The 21,682-nt window shown below is 60.8% G+C and carries 19 protein-coding genes; 7 read left to right on the plus strand and 12 right to left on the minus strand.

What is annotated here, in order from left to right; translation table 11 throughout:
- Nucleotide 1: 1 nt before the first annotated feature.
- The 3 genes from JUI81_RS22950 to JUI81_RS22960 all read right to left on the minus strand — a co-directional run bounded on the left by JUI81_RS22950 (nucleotide 2) and on the right by JUI81_RS22960 (nucleotide 6,523).
- Nucleotides 2-3,775 carry a nitrate reductase subunit alpha gene (locus JUI81_RS22950; protein ID WP_028940870.1) on the minus strand — a complete coding sequence of 1,258 codons (3,774 nt, stop codon included), beginning with the start codon at nucleotides 3,773-3,775 and terminating at the stop codon, nucleotides 2-4.
- A 68-nt stretch (nucleotides 3,776-3,843) separates the two neighbouring features.
- Nucleotides 3,844-5,241 (minus strand): NarK family nitrate/nitrite MFS transporter, encoded by a 1,398-nt coding sequence (locus JUI81_RS22955; protein WP_019649060.1) that lies wholly within the window; start codon nucleotides 5,239-5,241, stop codon nucleotides 3,844-3,846.
- Nucleotides 5,219-6,523: a nitrate/nitrite transporter gene (locus JUI81_RS22960; RefSeq protein WP_204125093.1), complete on the minus strand. Its 1,305-nt coding sequence runs from the start codon at nucleotides 6,521-6,523 to the stop codon at nucleotides 5,219-5,221. The genes JUI81_RS22955 and JUI81_RS22960 overlap by 23 nt, the downstream gene beginning before the upstream one ends.
- Nucleotides 6,524-6,826: 303 nt before the next feature.
- Between JUI81_RS22960 and JUI81_RS22965 the strand changes: the two genes are divergently transcribed.
- The 4 genes from JUI81_RS22965 (at nucleotide 6,827) to JUI81_RS22980 (ending at nucleotide 10,495) form a co-directional block, all read left to right on the plus strand.
- On the plus strand, nucleotides 6,827-8,629 hold the full coding sequence (locus JUI81_RS22965; RefSeq protein ID WP_204125094.1) for a HAMP domain-containing protein: 1,803 nt from the start codon (nucleotides 6,827-6,829) through the stop codon (nucleotides 8,627-8,629).
- Nucleotides 8,626-9,273, plus strand: coding sequence for a two-component system response regulator NarL (gene narL / locus JUI81_RS22970; protein WP_028940874.1), 648 nt, complete (start codon nucleotides 8,626-8,628; stop codon nucleotides 9,271-9,273). The genes JUI81_RS22965 and narL overlap by 4 nt, the downstream gene beginning before the upstream one ends.
- Nucleotides 9,274-9,359: 86 nt before the next feature.
- Nucleotides 9,360-10,034, plus strand: a complete 675-nt coding sequence (locus JUI81_RS22975) for a Crp/Fnr family transcriptional regulator (protein ID WP_204125095.1) — start codon at nucleotides 9,360-9,362, stop codon at nucleotides 10,032-10,034.
- A 74-nt stretch (nucleotides 10,035-10,108) separates the two neighbouring features.
- Nucleotides 10,109-10,495, plus strand: coding sequence for a putative zinc-binding protein (locus JUI81_RS22980; RefSeq protein WP_204125096.1), 387 nt, complete (start codon nucleotides 10,109-10,111; stop codon nucleotides 10,493-10,495).
- Between the two features lie 313 nt (nucleotides 10,496-10,808).
- On the opposite strand, the gene JUI81_RS22985 is transcribed toward JUI81_RS22980, so the two are convergent.
- The 7 genes from JUI81_RS22985 to norR form a co-directional block, all read right to left on the minus strand.
- Nucleotides 10,809-11,279, minus strand: a complete 471-nt coding sequence (locus JUI81_RS22985) for an SCP2 domain-containing protein (protein WP_204125097.1) — start codon at nucleotides 11,277-11,279, stop codon at nucleotides 10,809-10,811.
- Nucleotides 11,273-12,163 carry a U32 family peptidase gene (locus JUI81_RS22990; RefSeq protein ID WP_204125098.1) on the minus strand — a complete coding sequence of 297 codons (891 nt, stop codon included), beginning with the start codon at nucleotides 12,161-12,163 and terminating at the stop codon, nucleotides 11,273-11,275. Before JUI81_RS22990 ends, JUI81_RS22985 begins: the two co-directional genes overlap by 7 nt.
- Nucleotides 12,164-12,173: 10 nt before the next feature.
- A complete protein-coding gene (locus tag JUI81_RS22995) occupies nucleotides 12,174-13,169 on the minus strand; it encodes a peptidase U32 family protein (protein WP_204125099.1) in 996 nt (331 codons plus the stop codon).
- 122 nt (nucleotides 13,170-13,291) lie between these two features.
- On the minus strand, nucleotides 13,292-14,527 hold the full coding sequence (gene glp / locus JUI81_RS23000) for a gephyrin-like molybdotransferase Glp (protein WP_204125100.1): 1,236 nt from the start codon (nucleotides 14,525-14,527) through the stop codon (nucleotides 13,292-13,294).
- Complete coding sequence (moaB, locus tag JUI81_RS23005) at nucleotides 14,524-15,078, minus strand: molybdenum cofactor biosynthesis protein B (protein WP_028940880.1); 555 nt, start codon at nucleotides 15,076-15,078, stop codon at nucleotides 14,524-14,526. Before moaB ends, glp begins: the two co-directional genes overlap by 4 nt.
- 268 nt (nucleotides 15,079-15,346) lie before the next feature.
- Complete coding sequence (gene pdxH, locus JUI81_RS23010; protein WP_028940881.1) at nucleotides 15,347-15,994, minus strand: pyridoxamine 5'-phosphate oxidase; 648 nt, start codon at nucleotides 15,992-15,994, stop codon at nucleotides 15,347-15,349.
- A gap of 99 nt (nucleotides 15,995-16,093) precedes the next feature.
- Nucleotides 16,094-17,623: a nitric oxide reductase transcriptional regulator NorR gene (gene norR, locus JUI81_RS23015; protein ID WP_204125138.1), complete on the minus strand. Its 1,530-nt coding sequence runs from the start codon at nucleotides 17,621-17,623 to the stop codon at nucleotides 16,094-16,096.
- A 154-nt stretch (nucleotides 17,624-17,777) separates the two neighbouring features.
- Between norR and ytfE the strand changes: the two genes are divergently transcribed.
- The gene (gene ytfE, locus JUI81_RS23020) at nucleotides 17,778-18,452 is read left to right on the plus strand and encodes an iron-sulfur cluster repair protein YtfE (protein ID WP_204125101.1); all 675 of its coding nucleotides are present in this window, start codon (nucleotides 17,778-17,780) and stop codon (nucleotides 18,450-18,452) included.
- Nucleotides 18,453-18,527: 75 nt separating this feature from the next.
- Here ytfE and JUI81_RS23025 read toward each other — a convergent pair whose 3' ends face one another.
- Together JUI81_RS23025 and JUI81_RS23030 are read right to left on the minus strand one after the other, a co-directional pair.
- A complete protein-coding gene (locus JUI81_RS23025; protein ID WP_028940884.1) occupies nucleotides 18,528-18,965 on the minus strand; it encodes a membrane protein in 438 nt (145 codons plus the stop codon).
- A 28-nt stretch (nucleotides 18,966-18,993) separates the two neighbouring features.
- A complete protein-coding gene (locus tag JUI81_RS23030; protein ID WP_204125102.1) occupies nucleotides 18,994-20,184 on the minus strand; it encodes an NnrS family protein in 1,191 nt (396 codons plus the stop codon).
- Nucleotides 20,185-20,780: 596 nt separating this feature from the next.
- On the opposite strand from JUI81_RS23030, the gene JUI81_RS23035 reads away from it, so the two are divergent.
- Both JUI81_RS23035 and JUI81_RS23040 read left to right on the plus strand, forming a co-directional pair.
- On the plus strand, nucleotides 20,781-21,464 hold the full coding sequence (locus JUI81_RS23035) for a Crp/Fnr family transcriptional regulator (protein WP_018927791.1): 684 nt from the start codon (nucleotides 20,781-20,783) through the stop codon (nucleotides 21,462-21,464).
- Nucleotides 21,461-21,661, plus strand: coding sequence for a protein DnrP (locus tag JUI81_RS23040; RefSeq protein WP_204125103.1), 201 nt, complete (start codon nucleotides 21,461-21,463; stop codon nucleotides 21,659-21,661). The genes JUI81_RS23035 and JUI81_RS23040 overlap by 4 nt, the downstream gene beginning before the upstream one ends.
- The last annotated feature ends 21 nt before the right edge of the window (nucleotides 21,662-21,682 follow it).

The raw sequence follows: 21,682 nt of genomic DNA on the forward strand, positions 1-21,682 counted from the left end.
CTCAGTTCTCCTCGATGTCGGTCGGCAGTGGACGCGGCAAGGCATCGCCGTCTGTGCCATCGAGCCAGTCAACTTTGGACATTTTGCGTACCACGACAAACTCGTCGCGGTTGCAACCGACGGTGCCGTAGTAGTTGAACCCGTAGGCCTGCTGTGCATAGCCGCCGATCATGTGGGTCGGCTTGAGCACTACCCGGGTAACCGAGTTGTGGTGGCCGCCACGGGTCTTGGTGGTTTCCGAACCAGGCACGTTCACGATCCGTTCCTGGGCGTGGTACATCATCACCATGCCGTCCTTGACCCGCTGGCTGACCACCGCTCGTGCGGTCAGCGCGCCGTTGGCGTTGAAGCATTCGATCCAGTCGTTGTCTTCAATGCCGGCGCGTTTCGCGTCGTTCTCCGAGAGCCAGACAATCGGGCCGCCACGGCTCAAGGTCAGCATCAGCAGGTTGTCGCTGTAAGTGCTGTGGATGCCCCATTTCTGGTGCGGAGTAATCCAGTTCAGGACGATTTCGGTCTCGCCGTTGCTGCGCTTGCCTTTCACCCCTGCAATGGTGCGGGTGTTGACCGGCGGGCGGTAACTCATCAGTTGCTCGCCGAATGCCTGCATCCACGGGTGATCCTGGTAGAACTGCTGGCGACCGGTGATGGTGCGCCATGGGATGGCTTCGTGAACGTTGGTGTAGCCGGCGTTGTAGCTGACGTGATCGTCTTCGAGACCCGACCAGGTAGGGCTGGAAATGATCTTGCGCGGCTGCGCCTGAATGTCGCGGAATCGGATCGCCTCGTGTTCCTTGGATAACGCCAGGTGGCTGTGATCGATGCCGGTAAATTCCGACAACGCAGCCCAGGCCTTGACGGCGACATGGCCGTTGGTTTCCGGCGCCAGGGACAGAATCACTTCAGCAGCATCGATCGCCGAGTCGATTTTCGGCCGGCCATGACTGATCCCGGCAGCCCCTTCGCGGTGATTGAGCGCACCGAGGAATTTCACTTCGGCGTCGGTGTTCCAGTTGATGCCCTTGCCACCGTTGCCGTGTTTTTCCAGCAATGGCCCCAGCGAGGAAAACTGCTTGTAAATGTTCGGGTAATCACGCTCCACCACATGCAGGTTCGGCGCGTTCTTGCCTGGCACCGGGGCCACGCCGGCGCTTTTCCAGTCGGTGCCGCCAAAAGGTTGAGCCAGTTCACCGACGCTGTCGTGCATCAGCGGGATGGTCACCAGGTCCTTCTCAACGCCCAGATGCCCTTCAGCCATGCTGGAAAAGGCCTTGGCGATGCCTTTGTAGATTTCCCAGTCGGAACGCGATTCCCACGCCGGGTCGATGGCGGCCGACAGCGGGTGAATGAACGGGTGCATGTCCGAGGTGTTCATGTCGTCCTTTTCGTACCAGGTCGCGGTCGGCAAGACGATGTCGGAATAGACGCAGGTCGAGGACATGCGGAAATCCAGCGTGGTGACCAGATCGAGCTTGCCGATGGCGCCCTCGTCCACCCATTCGGCTTCTTCGGGTTTGCAATCCCCGACCTGGCCGATGTCTTCGTTCATCACCCCATTCTTGGTGCCGAGCAGGTACTTGAGCATGTACTCGTGGCCCTTGCCCGAGGAGCCCAGCAGGTTGGAACGCCAGATAAACATGTTGCGCGGGAAGTTCACCGGGCTGTCCGGCTGTTCGCAGGAGAAGCGCAGCGAGCCGTCTTGCAGCGACTTGACCACGTAGTCTTTCGGGTCCATGCCGGCTGCCGCGGCATCGCGGCAAATGTGCAGCGGGTTGGTGTTGAGTTGCGGTGCGCTGGGCAACCAGCCGGCGCGTTCGGCACGGATGTTGTAGTCCAGGGCATGCTCGGGGAATTGCGACTTGTCGGCCAACGGCGAGAGCACATCGTGCATGCTCATTTTCTCGTGGCGCCATTGCGAACTGTGGGCGTAGAAGAAGCTGGTGCCGTTCATCTGCCGTGGTGGACGGTTCCAGTCCAGGCCGAACGCCAGGGGCAGCCAGCCACATTGCGGACGCAGTTTTTCCTGACCGACATAGTGCGCCCAACCGCCACCGGTCTGGCCGACACACCCGCAGAGCATGAGCATGTTGATCAGCCCGCGGTAGTTCATGTCCATGTGGTACCAGTGGTTCATCGCCGCGCCGACGATGATCATCGAGCGCCCCTTGGTCTTGTCGGCGTTATCGGCGAACTCGCGGGCGATCTGGATCGCTTTCTCGCGGCTGACGCCGGTGATCTGCTCCTGCCAGGCCGGGGTGCCGGGTACGCTTGCGTCGTTGTAGTCCTTGGCGACGTTAGCGCCACCCAGGCCACGATCGATCGCCAGGTTGGCGGCCGACAGGTCGAACACAGTGGCGACTTTGGCCACACTGCCATCGGCCAGTACCACGTTGTGCACCGGCACGCGGCGGTATTGCACGGCATCGCCAGCGACGTGCTGGAAGTGTTCGTGGGACTCGCCGGCAAAATACGGGAACGCCACTTCGGCGACGTCATCGCCGATCAGGCTCAGCTTCAGATCGATCTCACGCCCTTCACCGCCTTCACGAGGCAAAATGTTCCACTTGCCCTTCTCACCCCAGCGATAACCGATGGAGCCCTGAGGGGAAACCAGTTCACCGCTGACGTCCAGGGCGATGGTTTTCCATTCCGGGTTGTTTTCCTGGCCGAGGTTGTCGGTAAGGTCCGAGGCGCGCAAGAAACGGTCCGGCTGGTAACCGGCGCCCGGCGCCTTGTCGACCATTTGTTTGAGCAGCACCAGCACCGGCAAATCGGTGAAGCGCTTGGCGTAGTCGGTGAAATACGCGCTCGGTTTGTCCAGGTGAAACTCTTTGAAGATCACATGATTGAACGCCTGGGCCAGCGCCGCATCGGTACCCTGCTTGGGGTTGAGCCACAGGTCGGTGAGCTTGGCGACTTCCGAGTAGTCGGGGGTGATGGCGACGGTCTTGGTGCCCTTGTAACGGACTTCGGTAAAAAAGTGCGCATCGGGGGTACGGGTCTGCGGGACGTTGGAGCCCCAGGCAATGATGTAGTTGGAGTTGTACCAGTCGGCCGATTCCGGCACGTCGGTTTGCTCGCCCCAGACCATCGGCGAGGCCGGTGGCAAGTCGCAGTACCAGTCATAGAAACTCAGGCACGCACCGCCGATCAGCGACAGATAACGCGAACCCGCGGCATAGCTGACCATCGACATGGCCGGAATCGGCGAGAAACCGACGATCCGGTCTGGGCCGTACTGCTTGATGGTGTAGACGTTGGACGCGGCAATGATCTCGTTGACTTCCTCCCAGTTGGAGCGAATGAAGCCACCCATGCCGCGCTTGCTTTTATACGAGTCGGCCTTGGCCTTGTTCTCGACAATGCTCGCCCAGGCTTCCACCGGTGCCATGGTCTGCCGCGCCTCTCGCCAAAGCTTGAGCAATGGCTTGCGGATTTTCGGGTACTTGAGGCGGTTGGCGCTGTAGATGTACCAGCTGTAACTGGCACCACGCGGGCAACCACGGGGCTCATGGTTTGGCAAATCGTTGCGGGTGCGCGGGTAATCGGTCTGCTGGGTTTCCCAGGTGATCAGGCCGTTCTTGACGTAGATTTTCCACGAACACGAGCCGGTGCAGTTCACCCCGTGGGTGGAACGCACGATCTTGTCGTACTGCCAGCGCGAACGGTAGACGTTCTCCCAGTCGCGAGACTCTTTGCGAGTCTCTCCATGACCATCGGAAAACTCGTTTTGCTTGCGATTGAAAAACCGCAGTTGATCCAGTAAATGACTCACGGTGTGTCCTCTCAGGCTTGCTGCGGGGTTCTGTGCCCCGCCCACGCAATGGTTGGATTCGGGTCGGATTAGCAGGGGGTTGCGGCGCCTTTGCGCGCGTACCACCACCAGGTCACCACGATGCAGCTCAGGTAAAAGCCGACGAACATGTAGAAAGCCATCTCAGGGCCGCCGGTCTGGGCCATCGAAGTGCCGAAGGATTTGGGAATGAAAAACGCACCGAAGGCGCCCATGGCCGAACTGAAGCCCAGGACGGCGGCCGATTCCTTGCCGGCATCCTTGAGCGCCTGTTCGCGCACGGCTGGCGATTTCCCGGCCGAGGCTTTTTCGTGCTGGGTACGGAAGATCACCGGGATCATCCGGAAGGTGGAGCCGTTGCCCACGCCAGTGGTGATGAACAGCAGCATGAACAGGCCAAGGAAGCCGTAGAAGCTGCCGCCCGCGCCGTTCTGCGGCAAGAAGTGCATCACGCCGAAGACCATCGCGATCATCGCCACGAAGTTCCACAGGGTCACTTTCGCGCCACCGAGCTTGTCCGCCAGCCAGCCGCCCAATGGCCGTACCAAGGCACCGACTAACGGGCCGAGGAAGGCGAATTTCAGGGCGATGACATCCGGAAAGGAGGTTTTGATCAGCAGCGGAAACGCGGCGGAAAAGCCAATGAACGAACCGAAGGTCGCCAGGTACAACCAGCACATCAGCCAGTTGTGTTTGCGCTTGAAGATCACCGCCTGCTCGCTGAACGAGGCCCGGGCGCTGGACAGGTCATTCATGCCGAACCAGGCCAACACCGTCACCAGGACAATGAACGGCACCCAGATGAACCCGGCGTTCTGCAGCCACAATTGACCGCCGTCCGGCAACGCTTGCGACGAGCCGCCCATGAAGCCGAACACACCGAAGGTAATCACCAGCGGCACACAGAACTGCATCACTGAGACGCCCAGGTTGCCCAGTCCGGCGTTGAGGCCAAGGGCCGTACCCTGCTGGGACTTGGGATAGAAGAAGCTGATGTTGGACATGCTCGAGGCGAAGTTGCCGCCACCAAAACCGCAGAGCAAGGCAATCACTACGAACACGCTGTATGAGGTGCTCGGGTCCTGCACGGCGAAGCCCATCCAGATCGATGGCAACAGCAGCGACGCGGTGCTCAGGGCAGTCCAGCGCCGGCCGCCGAAGATCGGCACCATAAAGGAATAGAAGACCCGCAAGGTCGCACCGGACAGCCCCGGCAACGCCGCCAGCCAGAACAGTTGGTCAGTGGTGAAGCTGAAGCCGATGGCGTTCAACCGCACAATCACCGTGCTCCAGACCATCCACACCGCAAAGGCCAACAACAGCGCAGGAATGGAAATCCACAAGTTGCGAGTGGCGGTCTGTTTGCCGCTACTTCCCCAGAACGCGGGGTCCTCGGGGCGCCAGTCATGAATGACCGGGCCTTTGTCAGGCGTTTGCAGAACGGACATGTTCTTCTCCTTGGGCAATGCTGGAAATCGGGGACGGAATCAGCAGCGGCTCTTTACCAAGCACCGGGCTTTTGCGTATTTCGCTGAAGTACATCCAGGTGAGGGAGACCCAGACCACGCCGTACATCAACATGAAGCAGGAAGAGCGCACGCCGGTGAGGTCCACCAGGGCGCCGAACAGGATCGGCAGCACAAAACCGCCCAAGCCACCCGCCAGGCCGACGATGCCGGACACCGCGCCCATGTTTTTCGGGTAGTCATTGGCGATGTATTTGAAAACCGAGGCCTTGCCGAATGCGAAGGCGATGCCCATGACGAACAGCAGCACGGTGAACAACGCGGGGCTCAGGCCAATGTGGAAATCCAGCGGGCCGTCGATGGTCTGCACTTGCAGTTGGGTCTGGGGATACGAGAGCAGGAACAGGCAGATCCAGCTGACCCACAACACCCACCAGGTCACGCTTTGCGCCCCCCAGCGATCCGACATCCAGCCGCCGACGGCACGCAGTACGCCGCCGGGCAGGGAGAAACAGGCCGCCAGCAGTGCCGCGCTTTGCAAGCTGAAACCGTATTCCTGCACGTAGTACTTGGTCATCCACAGTGCCAGGGCGACGTAGCCGCCGAAGACGATCGAGTAGTACTGGCAATAGCGCCACACCGCAGGATCCTTCAGCGAGCGCAGTTGCTCACGCAAGCTGACGCCCGTGGCACTGCGATGGCCCTTGTTTTCTGAGGTCAGGAACCAGAACAGCAGCGCAGTGATAAACAAGATCGCACTGAAGACTTTCGGCACCAGCTGCCAGCTGCCGGCGGCGATCAGCGCCGGGGCCAGGAACTTGGTCACCGCCGACCCGGCGTTACCGGCACCGAAGATGCCCATGGCGAAGCCCTGGTTCTCCTTGTCGAACCATTTGGCGACGTAGGCAATCCCCACGGAAAACGAGCCACCAGCCAGGCCGACGAACAAACCCAGTACCAGGAACTGCCAGTAGGCGGTGGCGTGACTGATCAAGTACAGCGGCGTGACGCAGGTCAGCATCAGCAGGAAAAACACGCTGCGCCCGCCAAAGCGGTCGGTCAGCAAACCCAGCGGCAAACGCACCAGCGAGCCGGTCAGCACCGGGGTCGCGGCCAGCAGGCCGAATTGGGTTTCGTTGAGCTGGAGCAGTTCCTTGATCGGCACCCCGAGCACGGCAAACATCATCCAGACCATGAAGCACACAGTGAAGGCCAGTGTGCTCATGCCCAGCACCAAGCCTTGTCGTACACGCGGTTGGTTCACAATGCTCTCCCGTCAATTAGCCATGGCGGCAGACTAGAGAGGCAAACCCCGCAAAAACTTGACCCAGGTCAACGATGCCCATGAGGGCCTAAGCCTATGCTTAGCCCGCCTACCTCCAAGGAGGTAGTGCAAAAAAACCTTAAAAACCTTTATTTATCAGCTTATTAAGGGTTTTAACCCACGCTTTTGCCGACAAGGAACTGTCGACAACTCTTTAGAGGTAGCTCGCCCAGGAACGGCGGCAAAACCCCACGCTGGAACGTGCATGCTCTGTTTTCTTATCGTTTTCCCGGACCTGCGCCGATGATCCGCTGGTTGCGCAGCTCCCTGCCCGCTCGCGCCGGGCTGGCGGTGATCCTGATCGCCGTGCTGGCGCTCGCCAGTTCATTGAGCGCCGGGCTGATCGCCTGGTTCAGCCAGGGCGATGCCGCTGCCATCAACACCGCAGGCTCGGTGCGCATGGAGACCTATCACCTGAGCTGGAAACTCGCCGCTGGCGTCGCCGACGAAGAAATCACCACCATCATCGACAGCCTGCAAAACCGCTTGGACAGCCACTCTCTCAAAGCGGTACTGGAAGATGGCCCGACCACCGCATTGCAACTCAGTTATGGGCAAATCCAGCAACACTGGAATGAGGATTTGCGTCCGGCACTGGAGCGCGGCGATGCGGCGGCCTTTCAGGCCCAGGCCCAGTCCTTCGTTGAGCAACTGAACCAGTTCGTCGATCTGTTGCAGCGCCAAAGCGAACAAAAGCAAGGCTGGCAACAGGCGATCCAGGGCCTGGCCCTGTTCACCACCATGATCGTCCTGCTGCTCGGGCTCTACGAACTGCAGTACGGCGTTGTCACCCCTTTGAAGGAGTTGGTGGATGCAACCCAGCGCTTTCGTCGCGGCGACTTCAAGGTGCGGGTCAACCATCAGTCCGAGGATGAGCTGGGCCAGTTAGCCATGAGTTTCAACACCATGGCCGAGACGATCGAAGAGTCGCATCGCACCCTGGAAAGTCAGGTCCAGCAAAAAACCCTGAACCTGCAACAAGCCAATGCCGCCCTGGAGCTTCTGTATCAAAGCAGCCGAAGCCTGGCCACACGCCTGGCCAATGCCGAAGGCCTGGATGAGTTGATTCGGCGCTTCCAGCAACGCCTGCCCGGCTTGCGCCTGTCGCTGTGCCTGCAGGGACAGTTGCAGGCACCGGCCCAGCAGTTGCTCGCCCTGCATGGCGCGAACATCCGGGAAGTCTGCGCCAGTAGCGACTGCGCCACGTGCCAGCGGCACCCTAAAACCAATCCGCAAATCTTCAGCATCAGCAATCAGGGCAGTGAACTGGGTGAGCTCAAGGCGCACTTTGTCGACGGGCACCCCATGCAAGCCTGGGAAACCCAACTGATCCAGGCCCTGGCCAATCTGATCGGCACCTCGCTCTCGCTCAAGCGTCAACGGGAACAGGATCATCGCCTGCTACTGCTCGAAGAACGCACGATCATCGCCCGCGAGCTGCACGATTCACTGGCCCAGGCCCTGTCCTACATGAAGCTGCAAGTCAGCCGCATGCAGACCCTGATGCGCCGGGGCGAACCGGTCCAGACCCTGGAAACCGTCACCAACGAATTGCGCGAGGGACTGAACAATGCCTATCGCCAATTGCGCGAGTTGCTGACCACGTTTCGCTTGCAGATTCACGACGCGGGACTGGTACAGGAACTCAAGGACACGGCCGAGGAGTTTTCCCGTCGCGGAGAATTCCAGGTGCACCTGCACGTCGACACGCTGGCCTTTCAGCTATCGGCCAGCGAACAAATCCACATTTTGCAGATCACCCGCGAGGCGCTCTCCAACTGCCTGCGCCACGCCCATGCGCAAAACGCCTGGCTGCAACTGCGCCAGGATGGCGAGACCGTCAGGTTGTCGGTCGAAGACGACGGGCGTGGGTTCAGTGGCAACGTCGACCAGCGCGAACACCACGGCCTGAACATCATGGATGAGCGGGCTCGCAGCTTGCGCGGCCAACTGCAGATATTTTCCAGGGAGCCCCAAGGCACCCGTGTCCAACTGGAATTCCACCCGGAGTTTCTCGGGCAGCAAACAGAAGGTAGCGCCTCATGACCCTGTCCCCACAACACAAAATCCTGCTGGTAGACGATCACCCGATGATGCGTCACGGCATTCGCCAGATGCTCGAACTCGAAGATGATTTCCTGATCGTCGGCGAAGCCAGCCAGGGTGAAGAAGCACTCAGTCTGATTGAGCCGCTTCAACCGGACCTGGTTTTGCTCGACAACAACATGCCGCAAATGAATGGCATCGAAACCCTGCGCCGACTACGAGCCATGCACTACACCGGCAAAGTGCTGCTGTTTACGGTATCGGACGCCGAAGACGATATTCGCGATGCACTGCGCCTGGATGCCGACGGCTATCTGCTCAAGGACATGGAGCCCGAACTGTTGATTCAGTACATCCGCGATGCCCTGAACGGCGCGCTGGTGATCAGCCCGGGACTGACCCAAGTCATGGCGCAAGCACTGCGTGCTCCTGCGCGTCAGGCCGTGGTGGAACTGACCGAGCGTGAGCGTCAGGTGCTGAAAACCATCGCCAGCGGCTTCAGCAACAAGGTCATCGGGCACAAACTGGGCATCACCGAAGGCACGGTCAAGGTTCACGTCAAAAACCTGTTGCACAAACTCGGCTTGCGCTCACGAGTAGAGGCGGCGGTGTGGGCCATGGAACATCTGCGCAACGCCGGCTGAAGGGTATTCCTCTTTGGAGGTAGGCCTGCAGAGGCATAGGTCATCGAGCCTGCGCTCTCTACTATGGTCGTCAGCGGAGGTACGCCATGCTGATTCACCCTTCCATCGTTTTAACGTTGCGCCGTCATCATCTGTTCAGCCAACTGCCGGAGAAAGTCTTCGAGGAAGTCTGCGGCCTGGCCATGCTCAAACGCCTGAGTTGTCACAGTACGCTCATGCATCAAGGGGATCCGGCCAGGCGTTTTTTCCTGCTGGTCACCGGCCAGGTCAAGTTGTACCGGCTCACCGGCGAAGGCCAGGAGAACCTGGTGGAGATCATTCAGCCCGGCCAGACTTTTGCCGAAGCCTTGCTGTTCAGCCAGGCTCGTCTGTATCCGGTGAGCGCCACCGCGCTGAAGGACAGCGTGCTGGTGAGCATCGACGGCAACCATTACCGCAATGCCCTGGAGGACCAGCCGAAAGTCTGCCTGGCCATCCTGGCGAGCATGAGCGTTCACCTGCACCTGCGTCTGCGCGATATCGATACCTTGACCATGGCCAGTGCGAGCCGTCGGGTGATCAATTTCCTGTTCCAGGAACGCCACCCGGTGACCGGCCAGATTGTCTTGCAGATGTCCAAACGCCTGGTGGCGTCGAAGCTGGGAATTCAGCCGGAAACCTTTTCGCGGATACTGCATCGCCTGGTGGAAAGCGGCCTGATTGCCATGGAACGACGCCACATCAGCATCCTCGCTGAAGAGGAACTGGCCGCTTTCCAATAGCCGGAATTGACCGTTATCAAGGCGCCCTGCCACACCTCTTGCACACTGACAGAGCCCATCCACGGAGAATGCAAATGCCCCGTTCAACCCTGCCTTTGGTTTACTCCTGCTCAGGCTGCTCCAACGTCGCCCAACTGGCCAACACCCTGGCCGTGCGCCTGGATCGCAGTGGTCTCGCTGAAATGTCCTGCATCGTTGGTGTCGGCGGGCATGTGGCAGCGCTGGTCAACAAAGCGCGCTCGGGGCGCCGGATCTTCGCGCTGGACGGCTGCCCGCTGCAATGTGTTGAAAACAGCCTCAAGCAGCATGGCCTGCATGCTGATGTGCACCTGATTCTCAGCCATTACGGGCTGCGCAAACGCTATGGCGAGGACTGCACACAGGCGCAGAGTGATGAGTTGTTTGAAGGGATCAGGCGGTTGATTGCCAGTGATGCCCGGCAGCACGGAAGCCGCCAGTAAACGATTAATGCTGTTCACTTAAGCAATTTCAGCCGCGACGCATTCTTTGTAGCAGCTGCCGAAGGCTGCGTTCGGCGGCGAAGCCGTCGTCAAACCAGTGATTGCGGCGTGTCAGGCAGACCGCACTAGCCGGATTCACGACGGCTTCGCCGCCGAACGCAGCCTCGCAGGCTCGACAGCTGCTACAGATCGCATTACGGCTTAAGTGAACAGCATTACAGTAAACGATGGCCTGAGGGCCAACGAAAATCCAACTGTGGGAGCGGCGGTGCGACGATTCGACTTGCTCTCTCCCACATTTAATCTACGTTGGTCATCCCGCCGCCAAGCCCTTCCCCGCCCGCTCCAGATTGCGCCACAACCATACAGGCAGAACATCGGGATCAAGGCTGTCGATCAGGTTCTTCAGCGCCAGACCCAGTTCGGTATCGCCCTCGATGACCAGCCGCCGGCGAAAGAACAGCGTGTCCGGATCTTCCTGACGGCTGGCCAGCAACAAAAATTCGCGCCAGTTACCGCTGATGGTCACGTTCGCCGTAGCGCGCTCGGTAATCCGCAAGCCCTGACGACTGAGCGTCAGGTACCAGGACAAACCCAGGTCCGGAATCCGCAAGCACAGCCAACGTCCGCGCAGCACTTCGAACTCGCCATCGCGCAACGGCTCGGCGAGGCAGCGATTCAGTGCCTGCTGCAACGCCAGGCGCTGCACGGCAAAAGGCACCCGGCGCACCAGCGGCAGCAACCGGTCGGCACCTTTCAACAGCCACTTTTTCCGATTCAACACAGGCCGACCTCCTCGACGCGCAGCATGCCGGCCTGGCCATGCCAATAGCCATTGCAACCTTCGACGAACAGCGGCGGTGTCTCGCCCTGACGAACCCGTTGATAGGCCGCGATCACTTCGTCCATGCCCTGAGCACGAGGGCTCAAGCGCAACAGATCGGCACCGCAGGCCACCAGTCCGGCGTAATCGGCCAACAGATTAGTCACCTCCGCCGACATCGTTTGAATACCGTTAAGGGTAAACAGTGGTTGCCCTTCCTGACTGGTCAGCGCCAGGCCATCGGGGTAGTTGATGCAGCAAAACCGGCAGTCGTCCTTGGGCCGATTTTCTGCACGGGCAGTGAAGCAGCGGGCGGAATAGGCCAACGGCAGATGCCCATAGGCGAAGATTTCAACTTCCGGCACTGCACGACCCAATTCACGCACCTGCCCGATCACATCGCTGATCAGCGCCGCCGAACACTCCACGGGCGGCACCCAGCGGGTCATTCCGCTGTCGAGTAATTGTGCCAATGAGTGGCCGTTGTACAGATTGAGCGCCGGGCCGCCCACGAAAGGTAACTTGCGTTCGGCCAGGAATTGCACCGCGCCCATGTCGTTGGCCTCCACCAACAACTCGCCGTTGTCGCACAGCCGGCGCAGGCTGGAGAGTTCGGAGGCAGCCTCGATCAGCGTCAGGCTGGAAAGCGCCAACTGTGCCGGGCTGCATTCCTGTAACTCGCGCCCCAGCCCCAGCCATTGATCCAGGGAAAAGGCCCGGCGTTTGGAGCACACGGTTTCCCCCAGATAAATCACGTCCAGGGGCAAGGTCGACATGTCGGCGTAAAAGTTGCTGAGTTGCTCTTTGTCCCAATAAAACAGGACCGGTCCCAGGCTGAGCTTCATGTCGCGTCCCTCATTGCCATGATCGATGATAAGCGCCCAGGGTGGTCTGATTGCCCTCGGACAAACCGGCCAGCACCTGACGCCATTCTTCCTTGACCCGAAAACTGCCTGGCGCACCACGATGAGCGTCCAGTGCCGCGCGCCAGACCCGGGTGACTTGTTCGACATACGCCGGGCTGCGTTGGCGGCCCTCGATTTTCACCGCTTCGACGCCGATGGCCGTCAATTCCGGGAGCAAGTCCAGGGTGTCGAGGCTGGTGGGCTCCTCCAGCGCATGAAAGCGTTTGCCATCGACCAGAAAACGGCCTTTGCACAAGGTCGGGTAACCGGCCGATTCGTCAGGGGTGTAGCGATCGATCAGCACCTCGCTGAGGCGCGCGCTCAAACCTTCGGCGTCCTCGCTCCAACGCACGGCTTTGGCTGGCGAACAGACACCGCACAGGTTCGGCGACTCACCGGTGATGTAGGAAGACAGGTGGCAACGCCCTTCGGCCATGATGCACAAGCTGCCGAAGCCGAATACTTCGATGGGCACCGGGCTGCTGGCGGCGACTTGACGTACCTGCGCCAACGACAACACCCGTGGCAATACCGCGCGACGAATGCCGTAGCGCTGCGCATAAAATTCCAGCGCCGCGGCATGGGTTGCCGACCCCTGAACCGACAGATGCAGGGCCAATTGCGGGTGACGCTGGCTGGCGTAGTTGAGCACCCCGGGGTCGGCGGCGATCAGCGCATCGACGCCGAAATCGGCGGCACGATCCACCGCCCGTTGCCAGCGCTCCCACCCCTTGGGTTGTGGGTACGTGTTGACCGCGACGTAGAGTTTGCGTTGATGTTGGCGGATGTGGGCGACGGCGGCGTCGAACTGTTTGTCGTCCATGTTCAGCCCCGCGAAATGCCGGGCGTTGGTGTCATCGCGAAAGCCGACATACACGGCATCGGCGCCTTGGCGCACCGCCGCTTTAAGCGCAGGCAGGTTCCCTGCCGGGCAGACCAGTTGCATGGGTAATCCTCATGAAATTACGCGTCCGGGGCAGCGCCCGGCGTCTGTGGCGCACCCTTCGAAAAAGGCGCTGCCAGTCTAGCCAGACCGGCAGGCACAGCCTTGACGGCAATCAATTGCCATCACTGCATCAGGTCGGCGAAGGACAGGAACATCACGTTGTCGTGCTTGAGCACTTGCTGCTCGCACTCGATCACCGCCAGCCCGTCGGCCCAGCACGCGGCGGTCAACATGGCCGAGCTTTGCTGAGGGTGCAGTTCCACACTCAACTGGCCATCGGCGCCGGGCGTCAACCTGGCCCGCAGGTATTGTCGACGCTTGTTTCGCTGCAACCAGTCGAACCCGGCAGGCACAGCCAGCGGCACCGGCAGCACGTCAGTCACACCCTGGGCCCTGAGCAGGAACGGACGCACCACCACCAACGCGGTAATCAGCGCCCCTGACGGGTTTCCCGGCATACCGATCCACGGTTTACCGGCCACTTCGCCATAGGCCAATGGCTTACCCGGCTGGATCGCCAGCCGCCAGAAATCCACACTGCCCAGTTCCTCGATGGCCTGTTTGAGGTGATCTTCCTCGCCGACCGACACGCCACCGGAGCTCAACAGCAAGTCGCATTCCGAAGACGCCAGACTCAATGCATGCCGGCTGGCCACCAGCTCATCGGCCATGACACCATAGTCATGCACCTCGACGCCCCAGCCGCGCAACAACGCAGCGAGGCAATACCGGTTGCTGTTGTAGATCTGCCCCGGTGCCAAGGAATCGCCCGGCTCACGCAGTTCATTACCGCTGCTGAGCAGGCACACCTGTAACGGTCGATAGACCTCGACCCGCGCGATCCCGGCACCGGCCAGCAACCCCAGTTCCTGTGCGCGCAGGCGTTTGCCAGCCTTGAGCAACAGATGCCCGCGGCGAACTTCCTCACCCTCCTTGCGCACGTGATCGCCAACGGATACCGGCGGGAACCAGACGCGCTCGCCCTCGACCCGGCAGCGCTCTTGCGGCACCACGGTATCGGCACCCGGTGGCAATGGCGCGCCGGTAAAGATCTGCACCGTTTGCTGCGCGAGCAAGGGCGAGCGCGCCTGATCCCCCGCCGCAATTCGCCCGCCAATCGTCAAACAGCCACCTTCCGCTGGCAGGTCACCAGCCCTGAGGGCATACCCGTCCATGGCACTGTTGTCCCAGGCCGGCAGGTTCACCGGGCAATGAATGTCCGCCGCCAGCACCCGCCCCAAGGCTTGATCCAGAGGAACCATTTGCGCCAGGGGTGGCGGTGGTGCCTGGTCCAGCAGACGGCTGATGGCCTTGTCCACGGGCATCAGGTTGCCGAGGTCGCACACCCGGCCGCTCATGAGCGTGTCTCGCAGGCGTCGATGACCCGCTGCGCTTGCGCTTTCAAATGCGGGGCGAAGTTACACGGGCCGGTGCGACTGTCCAGTTGCTCGAGCAGAATCTTGTTCCAGGCAGTCCGGCAGGCACCCGGCGAGCCAGGAACGCAGCACACCAGTACACCGTTACTCATCCCGGCCAGTGCCCGGGACTGCAGACTGGACATGCCAATCTCCTCCAGCGACACCTGGCGGAACAATTCGCCGAAGCCTTCCACATGTTTGTCCAGCAGTGGCAGCACCGCTTGCGGTGTGTTGTCACGAGCGGTGAAACCGGTGCCGCCGGTCATCAGTACCACTTGCACCTTGGGGTCGGCGATCCACCGGGAAACGGTGGCGCGGATCTGATAAATGTCGTCCTTGACCAGATCCCGATCGATCAACACATGCCCGGCGGTTTGCAGCAAATCCGTCAGGGTCTGTCCCGAGGTGTCGGTGTCAAAGGTGCGCGTATCGCTGATGGTCAGCACGGCAATGTTCAGGGGTTCGAAACTGCGTTGCGTCAGATGGGCCATGTCCAGCTTTCCCGTAGATGAGGGTATGGCCCAAAGCCTGAACCGGAATAGCGAACGAGCCTATTCCTCCAAGGAGGTACCTCGTCGGCGTCTAAGGATTAATGGGGGACTCACGCCCGTAGCAGCTGCCGAAGGCTGCGTTCGGCTGCGCAGCAGTCGTAAACCCTGCTTACACGGTTTGTCTGGAGTACCGCAGTGCCTGATTTTACGACTGCTGCGCAGCCGAACGCAGCCTGCGGCAGCTGCTACGGGGGAACTTACTCGTCGCTCAAGGCGCCAAACGACTCCGTTGCCATGCACCATCTCGCAACCGGTAATCGAGGCGGTCATGCAAGCGGTCGGCACGGCCCTGCCAGAACTCCAGACGTTCAGGGTGCAGGCAGTAGCCACCCCAATGCTCGGGACGCGAAACGGTCTGGCCAACGAAGCGCTTGATGGTCTGCGCCAGCATCGACTCCAGCGCGGCACGACTGGCCAACGGACGGCTTTGCGGTGAAGCCCAGGCGCCCAGACGACTGGCCATCGAGCGGGAATCGAAGTATGCATCCGAGAGTTGCGGGTCGAGCCTGGACACCCGGCCTTCGATGCGCACTTGACGCTCCAGCCCCGGCCAGAAAAACGTCATGGCGGCATAGGGATTGGCGGCCAGTTGCCGCCCCTTGTCGCTCTGATAATTGCCGAAAAAAGTAAAACCTTCATCGCTCAAGCCTTTGAGCAACAGCACACGGCAGTGCGGCCGCCCTTCATCATCGACCGTCGCCAGCACCATGCTATTGGCTTCGACAGGTGCGCACTCGGTGTCGCGGGCCTGTTGCAGCCATTGCCGGAACATCGCCAGTGGATCGTCCAGCGCAGCCTCATCTTGCAGGCCATTAAGGGTGTAGTTACGGCGCATTTGGGCCAGGGACAGGGGCATGACGGTGATCTCCGGAAGGTTTTGCGCAGTGTGCGAGGCACTGCGCGATACCACCTTGACCGCCATCAACACCGAGCGTCGACGCGGCAGCGCCCTGACCTACTTCAGACGCAGGCGTCGCGCCAGTTTGTGCAAATTGCTGGGGTCGACTTCCAGCATCCGCGCGGCGCTGGCCCAGTTGTCCCCGGACAGGCTCAGGGCCTCGAGGATCTTCCTGCGCTGGTAATCGTCGACGGCTTCGCCCAGGGGCTGGAACGGTAGATCAGCCGTAATGTCCCGGGATGGCTCGACCTCTGCCCCCGATGCTGCCATCGGGCTGTCGAGATCGAGAACCTCTGGCTCCAGCGTCATGATCGATGTGCGACTCGTCCCGCGACTGAGCTGCTTCAACGCCGCCCGACTGATGACGTGCTCCAGTTCGCGCACATTGCCCGGCCAGGTGTATGCCAGCAAGGCTCGCTCCGCCGCCGGCGACAAACGCAAACCTCGCAGGCCGAGCCGCGCCCGATTGAGCTCCAGAAAATGCCCGGCCAGCATCAACACATCGTGACCACGCTCGCGCAGGGCCGGAATCGGCACCGGATACACCGAGAGCCGGTGATACAGATCGGCCCGAAACAAGCCATCGCGGATGCTGTCCGGCAGGTGCCGGTTGGTGGCGGCGATGACGCGCACATCGACGTGCAACGGCTTGTCGGCGCCCAGGCGCTGGATCTCGCCGTTTTGCAGGGTGCGCAGCAATTTCGCTTGCACGCTCAAGGGCAACTCCCCGACTTCATCGAGAAACAGCGTGCCACCGTTGGCGGCGTCGAAGCGTCCGGCACGGTCACTCGTAGCACCGGAAAAGGCGCCTTTGACATGCCCGAACAACTCACTCTCTGCCAGCGACTCCGGCAAGGCTGCGCAGTTAACCTGTATCAGCGGTTTGTGGTGGCGCCTTGAAAGACGATGCAAGCGCCGTGCGAACAGCTCTTTGCCGACGCCGGTCTCGCCCAGCAGCAATACCGGCAGATCGGAATCGGCCAGTACATCCAGCTCATTGAGCAACTGATGCAACACCTCGCTCTGCCCAAGGATCTCGCCCTCCCCGACGGGCATGCGCAAGTCCTGGGGATCGCTGCGGGACAGGCGCAAGCTGCGGTTTTCCTGCTCCAGGCGGGTGACCCGCACGGCGGCTTCGATCTGCAAAGTGCAACGCTTGAGTTCTTCCCGCGCCCGGTTGTCAAAGGTCCCGGCGTGCAGCGCATCGAGGGTGATCGCGCCCCAGATCCGCCCCTCGACATAGAGGCTCACGCCCATGCAGTCATGCACCGGCAGCGGTTCGCCGACATGGTTGTCGAGCAAGCCGTCGTAGGGGTCCGGCAGGCGGCTGTCGGGCTCGAACCAGGTCGGCTCGCGCGACGCCATGATTGCCGCCAGCCGAGGATGCTGGGCGATGACGAACCGGCGCCCCAACGCTTCATGAACCAGCCCCACCGTCGCAACGGGCCTGAGGCTGTCGTCATCCAGACGCAGCAAGCCCACGGCGCCACTGTTGAAGTATTCGCGCAGGGTCTGGACCAGTCGTTGCAACCGTACGGCATTGGGCAACTCGACGATCAGGTCGGCCGCCAGGCTTTCTCGCAGCATGGTAGTCATCACCCTCTATGGTTGTATTTACCCTGAAGCATCAGGGTGAATATCACCACAACTAAAAATTAATCCATGTTTTTCAATACGTTAAAAATGGCATGCCGGGTGCAATGAGCCTGGGGAACCGTTGAAACCCAAACAAGGAACCCTGATGAGCCAGCCCCTATTGGAACAAAGCCTCGGCCAACTGGCCTGCGACATTCCCGGTGCCACCCGGATCTTTCACACCTTCAAACTGGACTTCTGTTGCGGCGGGCATAAAAGCCTGCGTGAAGCGGCCCTTGGCAAAAACCTCGATCCGGTCCTCATTGCCGACGCCCTGCAGATTCTGCAAGACGCCGGCGAAACCCAGCACGACTGGCGCAACGAACCGTCGGAACTGCTGATCGCCCACCTTCTGACGCGCTACCACGCCCGCCACCGCGAGCAACTGCCGGAGCTGATCCGACTGGCTCGCCGCGTCGAGCAGGTCCATGGCGCGCGCAGCAGTTGCCCCAACGGCCTGGCCGATCTGCTGACAGACATGCAGCAGGAACTCGAAGGCCACATGCTCAAGGAAGAACAAGTGCTGTTCCCGATGCTGCAACAAGGCGTTGGCCCTCAGGCCGCACCGCCGATCCAGGTGCTGCGTTTCGAACACGATCAACATGGCGAGGCGCTGGAGAAGATGCTCGCCCTGACCAATCACATCATCCCGCCCGCCGATGCCTGTAACACCTGGCGTGCGCTCTACCGTGGGCTGCTGGAGTTCAAAGACGACCTGATTCAACACATCCACCTGGAAAACAACGTGCTGTTCATTAATGCCCTGAACCCCCGCCATTGATCGATTACCGGCCACCCCCAACCCGCGCCATCCAACCGGATGACGCGGGTTTTGTTTATGAGGGACGTATTGCGATCAGCCGTGCCAATAGAACATGGCCTTGGCCAGGATCACGATCAACACCATGTGCCCGAGAATGCTGCGGCGAATCCAGCTTGCGCGGGTCGCGGTCAGGCGCCCGTGGGTCAGCCAATAGGCCAGCAGCAAGTAATGACCAATGATGCTCAAGGCCAACAGGATTTTCAGGCTCAGCAACGTACCAAAACTGCTGGCCAGCGGCTGACTCAATGCGCCCCGGTACTGCCACGCCAAACCGATGCCGGCGCCATACAACAGCAACACCACACCATGCAGAACCTTACGCGAACGCAGGGCAATCGCCTGATCCGCCGTCACTTGCGCAATCTCCGTCAACGGCTGGCGGGCGCGATGCCAGATGACCACCTCGAAAAACAGCGTGCCAATGAAGGCGATTGCCGCCAGCAGGTGTGCGACCAGAAAAAACGGATACATTAGCGGCAGCCTCTGTCAGTGTGCGTCCTCATCCCGGATGACCGTCAACCCGGGCCCGCAGCAGCATCGGCCCATAGCGCCAGGCATACAGCGCAAACGCCAGCGCCCAGCACAGACCGGCCAGCCACAATGCGGCCAACGGCAAGAACAGGATCAACACCACCCGGCTCAGACACGCCAGGTTGAGCAAAATGAACGCCAGGGTCATACCCGAGGGCGGTTCCAGGGGGCGACCGGTGTGGCCGAGGCTGACCCGCGCGATCATCGCCAGCACCAGGCCAGCCATGGCCCCTATGGTCAGGCAATGCACCGCCAGACTCGGGTTAACCGGCACACCGAAATGCCACAGCGCCATCACGAGACACGCCACCGCCAGCCAGCCATAGGCCAGATGCAGCGACCACAACAACGGCACGCGCCAGAGTGCCCGGTCATGCCAGCGCACCAGGCGCACCAGATGCCCTGCCGCCAGCACCGCGAACAGCAGGCCCACCCAGACATTGGGGGCGAGCGCAGGTCCTGCGGCATACAACAACGCCACCAGCGGCGAACCGACCAACAGCAGGCGATCCAGCCAGGGCCAGGCGGCAACGCCTTCAACCCGACCAAGGCCGCGCTGGGTGAAGAACGGAATGACCCGCCCGCCGATCAACCCCATCATCGCCGCCACCAGCCAGAGGCCGCTCAGTACGCCCTGGCGCTGCCAGCCTTCATGCCCCTCGACCAGGCCGTACAGAGACAACCCGTCAGCCAAGGCCAATAACATCAAGACCACCACAATCGGGTAGTTACGTTTCTGCCGCACTTTCCACAAGGTGAAGCCCATGAGTACCGCCACCGCCAACGGGAACGCCAGTTCCAGCACGGCGAGCAACGGCCATGGCGCATTGGCCAGCCAGGCCACCCGCGCCAACAACCACAGCAACGCCAGCGCGGCCAACGGTTTGCCGCTGAGGCCGGGGCGACCGGTCCAGGTCTGCACCGCCGTCAACAGAAAGCCCGCGATAATCGCCAACCCGAACCCGAACAGCAATTCATGCCGATGCCAGCCCAGCCAACCGCCCGCCGGCTGCCAGTTGGAAATCGAACCACTGAAGGCCGCCAGCCAGAGTGGAATGACCAGCACTGCCAAAAGGCAACCGGCGAGGAAAAATGGCCGAAAGGCCAGCCGAAACAGCGGCGTGATTGCCATCGCTTTACGGCGGTCAAGCACTTGCATAAAACCACTCCTCTACCTTGTTGCTGACCTGACACCAACCCGCAGGCGCCGAGGTAAATCCAGGGGCAATCATCGGGTATTACCGATCCATTGCCGTTGTCGCAGATCAAGTGTGCAAGGGGCGTGCCTCGATACTCATTCGAACCCCGGTGGCGAGGGGGCTTGCCCCCGTTGGAGTGCGAAGCGCTCCTGAAACCAGCATCCGCGACGCGTCATATAGAACCCATCAGCCAGTTTTACGACTGCTGCGCAGCCGAACGGGGGCGAGCCCCCTCGCCACGGGGTGATCGGCTCAGGGTAGAAATGACCCTTTAATGGTTATTTACACCCCAGGCAGCATAGTCTTTTTTACCCTCACACCTGAGAACCCCACTAAACAAAGGCCTCCGGGCCTGGCCCGCGTCTTGCTCAGCATGGGCAACCTTACAGAAACCCTGGATCCCTCTCGATTACCCGGAGTCGTCATGAAAAAAGTCATCCAGCCACTGGCCTGGTTCGTGGTGTTGACCTCAATCCTGGCCGTAGCCAGCGGCGTTTCCCTGGGCCTCGTCTGACTTGATCGCCAGCCCCCTTCTCAATCTTCAGGATGAATTCTCATGGTGCTTCACCGCGTCCATCACCAGATTCTGCGCAGTCATCATCTGTTCGAGCCGTTGAACGAAGAACAGCTGGACGAATTGATGAGTACCAGCCAATTGCTGAGCATCGACAAAGGCGAGCCGTTGTTCCGTCAGGGCGAGCCGGCCGATGCGTTCTACTTCGTGATTGCCGGCGCGGTAAAAATCTACCGGCTGACACCGGATGGGCAGGAGAAAGTGTTCGAGGTCATCAGCGAGCGGCAAACCTTCGCCGAGGCGATGATGCTGATGGACACCCCAAACTATGTGGCCTCGGCCGAAGCGATCTGCCCCACCCAGCTCTATCGTTTATCCAACAGCACCTACATGCGCCTGCTGCAGAGCAATAGTCGGTTGACCTTCGCACTACTGGGCAAGCTCTGCGTTCGCTTACATCAACGGGTCAACGAAATCGAAACCCTGTCGCTGAAAAACGCCACCCACCGGGTCGTGCGTTATCTGCTGACGCAACTGGTGCGCCAGCAAACCGTTGACTGCCAATTCGAACTGCCGATGGCCAAGCAACTGATTGCCGGGCATCTGTCGATCCAGCCAGAAACCTTTTCGCGAATCATCCGCCGCTTGATCGATGAAAACATCATCACTCAGGACGGCCGTCAGATCGCCATTCTTGATCGTCTGCGCCTGGAACAGTTCGAGTGAGTGCCATGCCCGTCTGCCTGTATTGCCAACATGCCAACCTTTCACAAGAAACCGAGTGCCACCAATGCGGCATGCCCCTGCCAGCACTGGCCGAATACGCCGGGGAACGTCGGCAGCGCCGATTCATGTGGTTCTGCGTTGGCCTGACGGTCTTTTGCGTGGTGATGTTTTTCTGGCTGCCGCGCAGCATCAGCTGATGCTGCGTTGATCAAACCGGG

Source organism: Pseudomonas sp. 008 (genome assembly GCF_016861935.1).
Taxonomy (GTDB): Bacteria; Pseudomonadota; Gammaproteobacteria; order Pseudomonadales; family Pseudomonadaceae; genus Aquipseudomonas.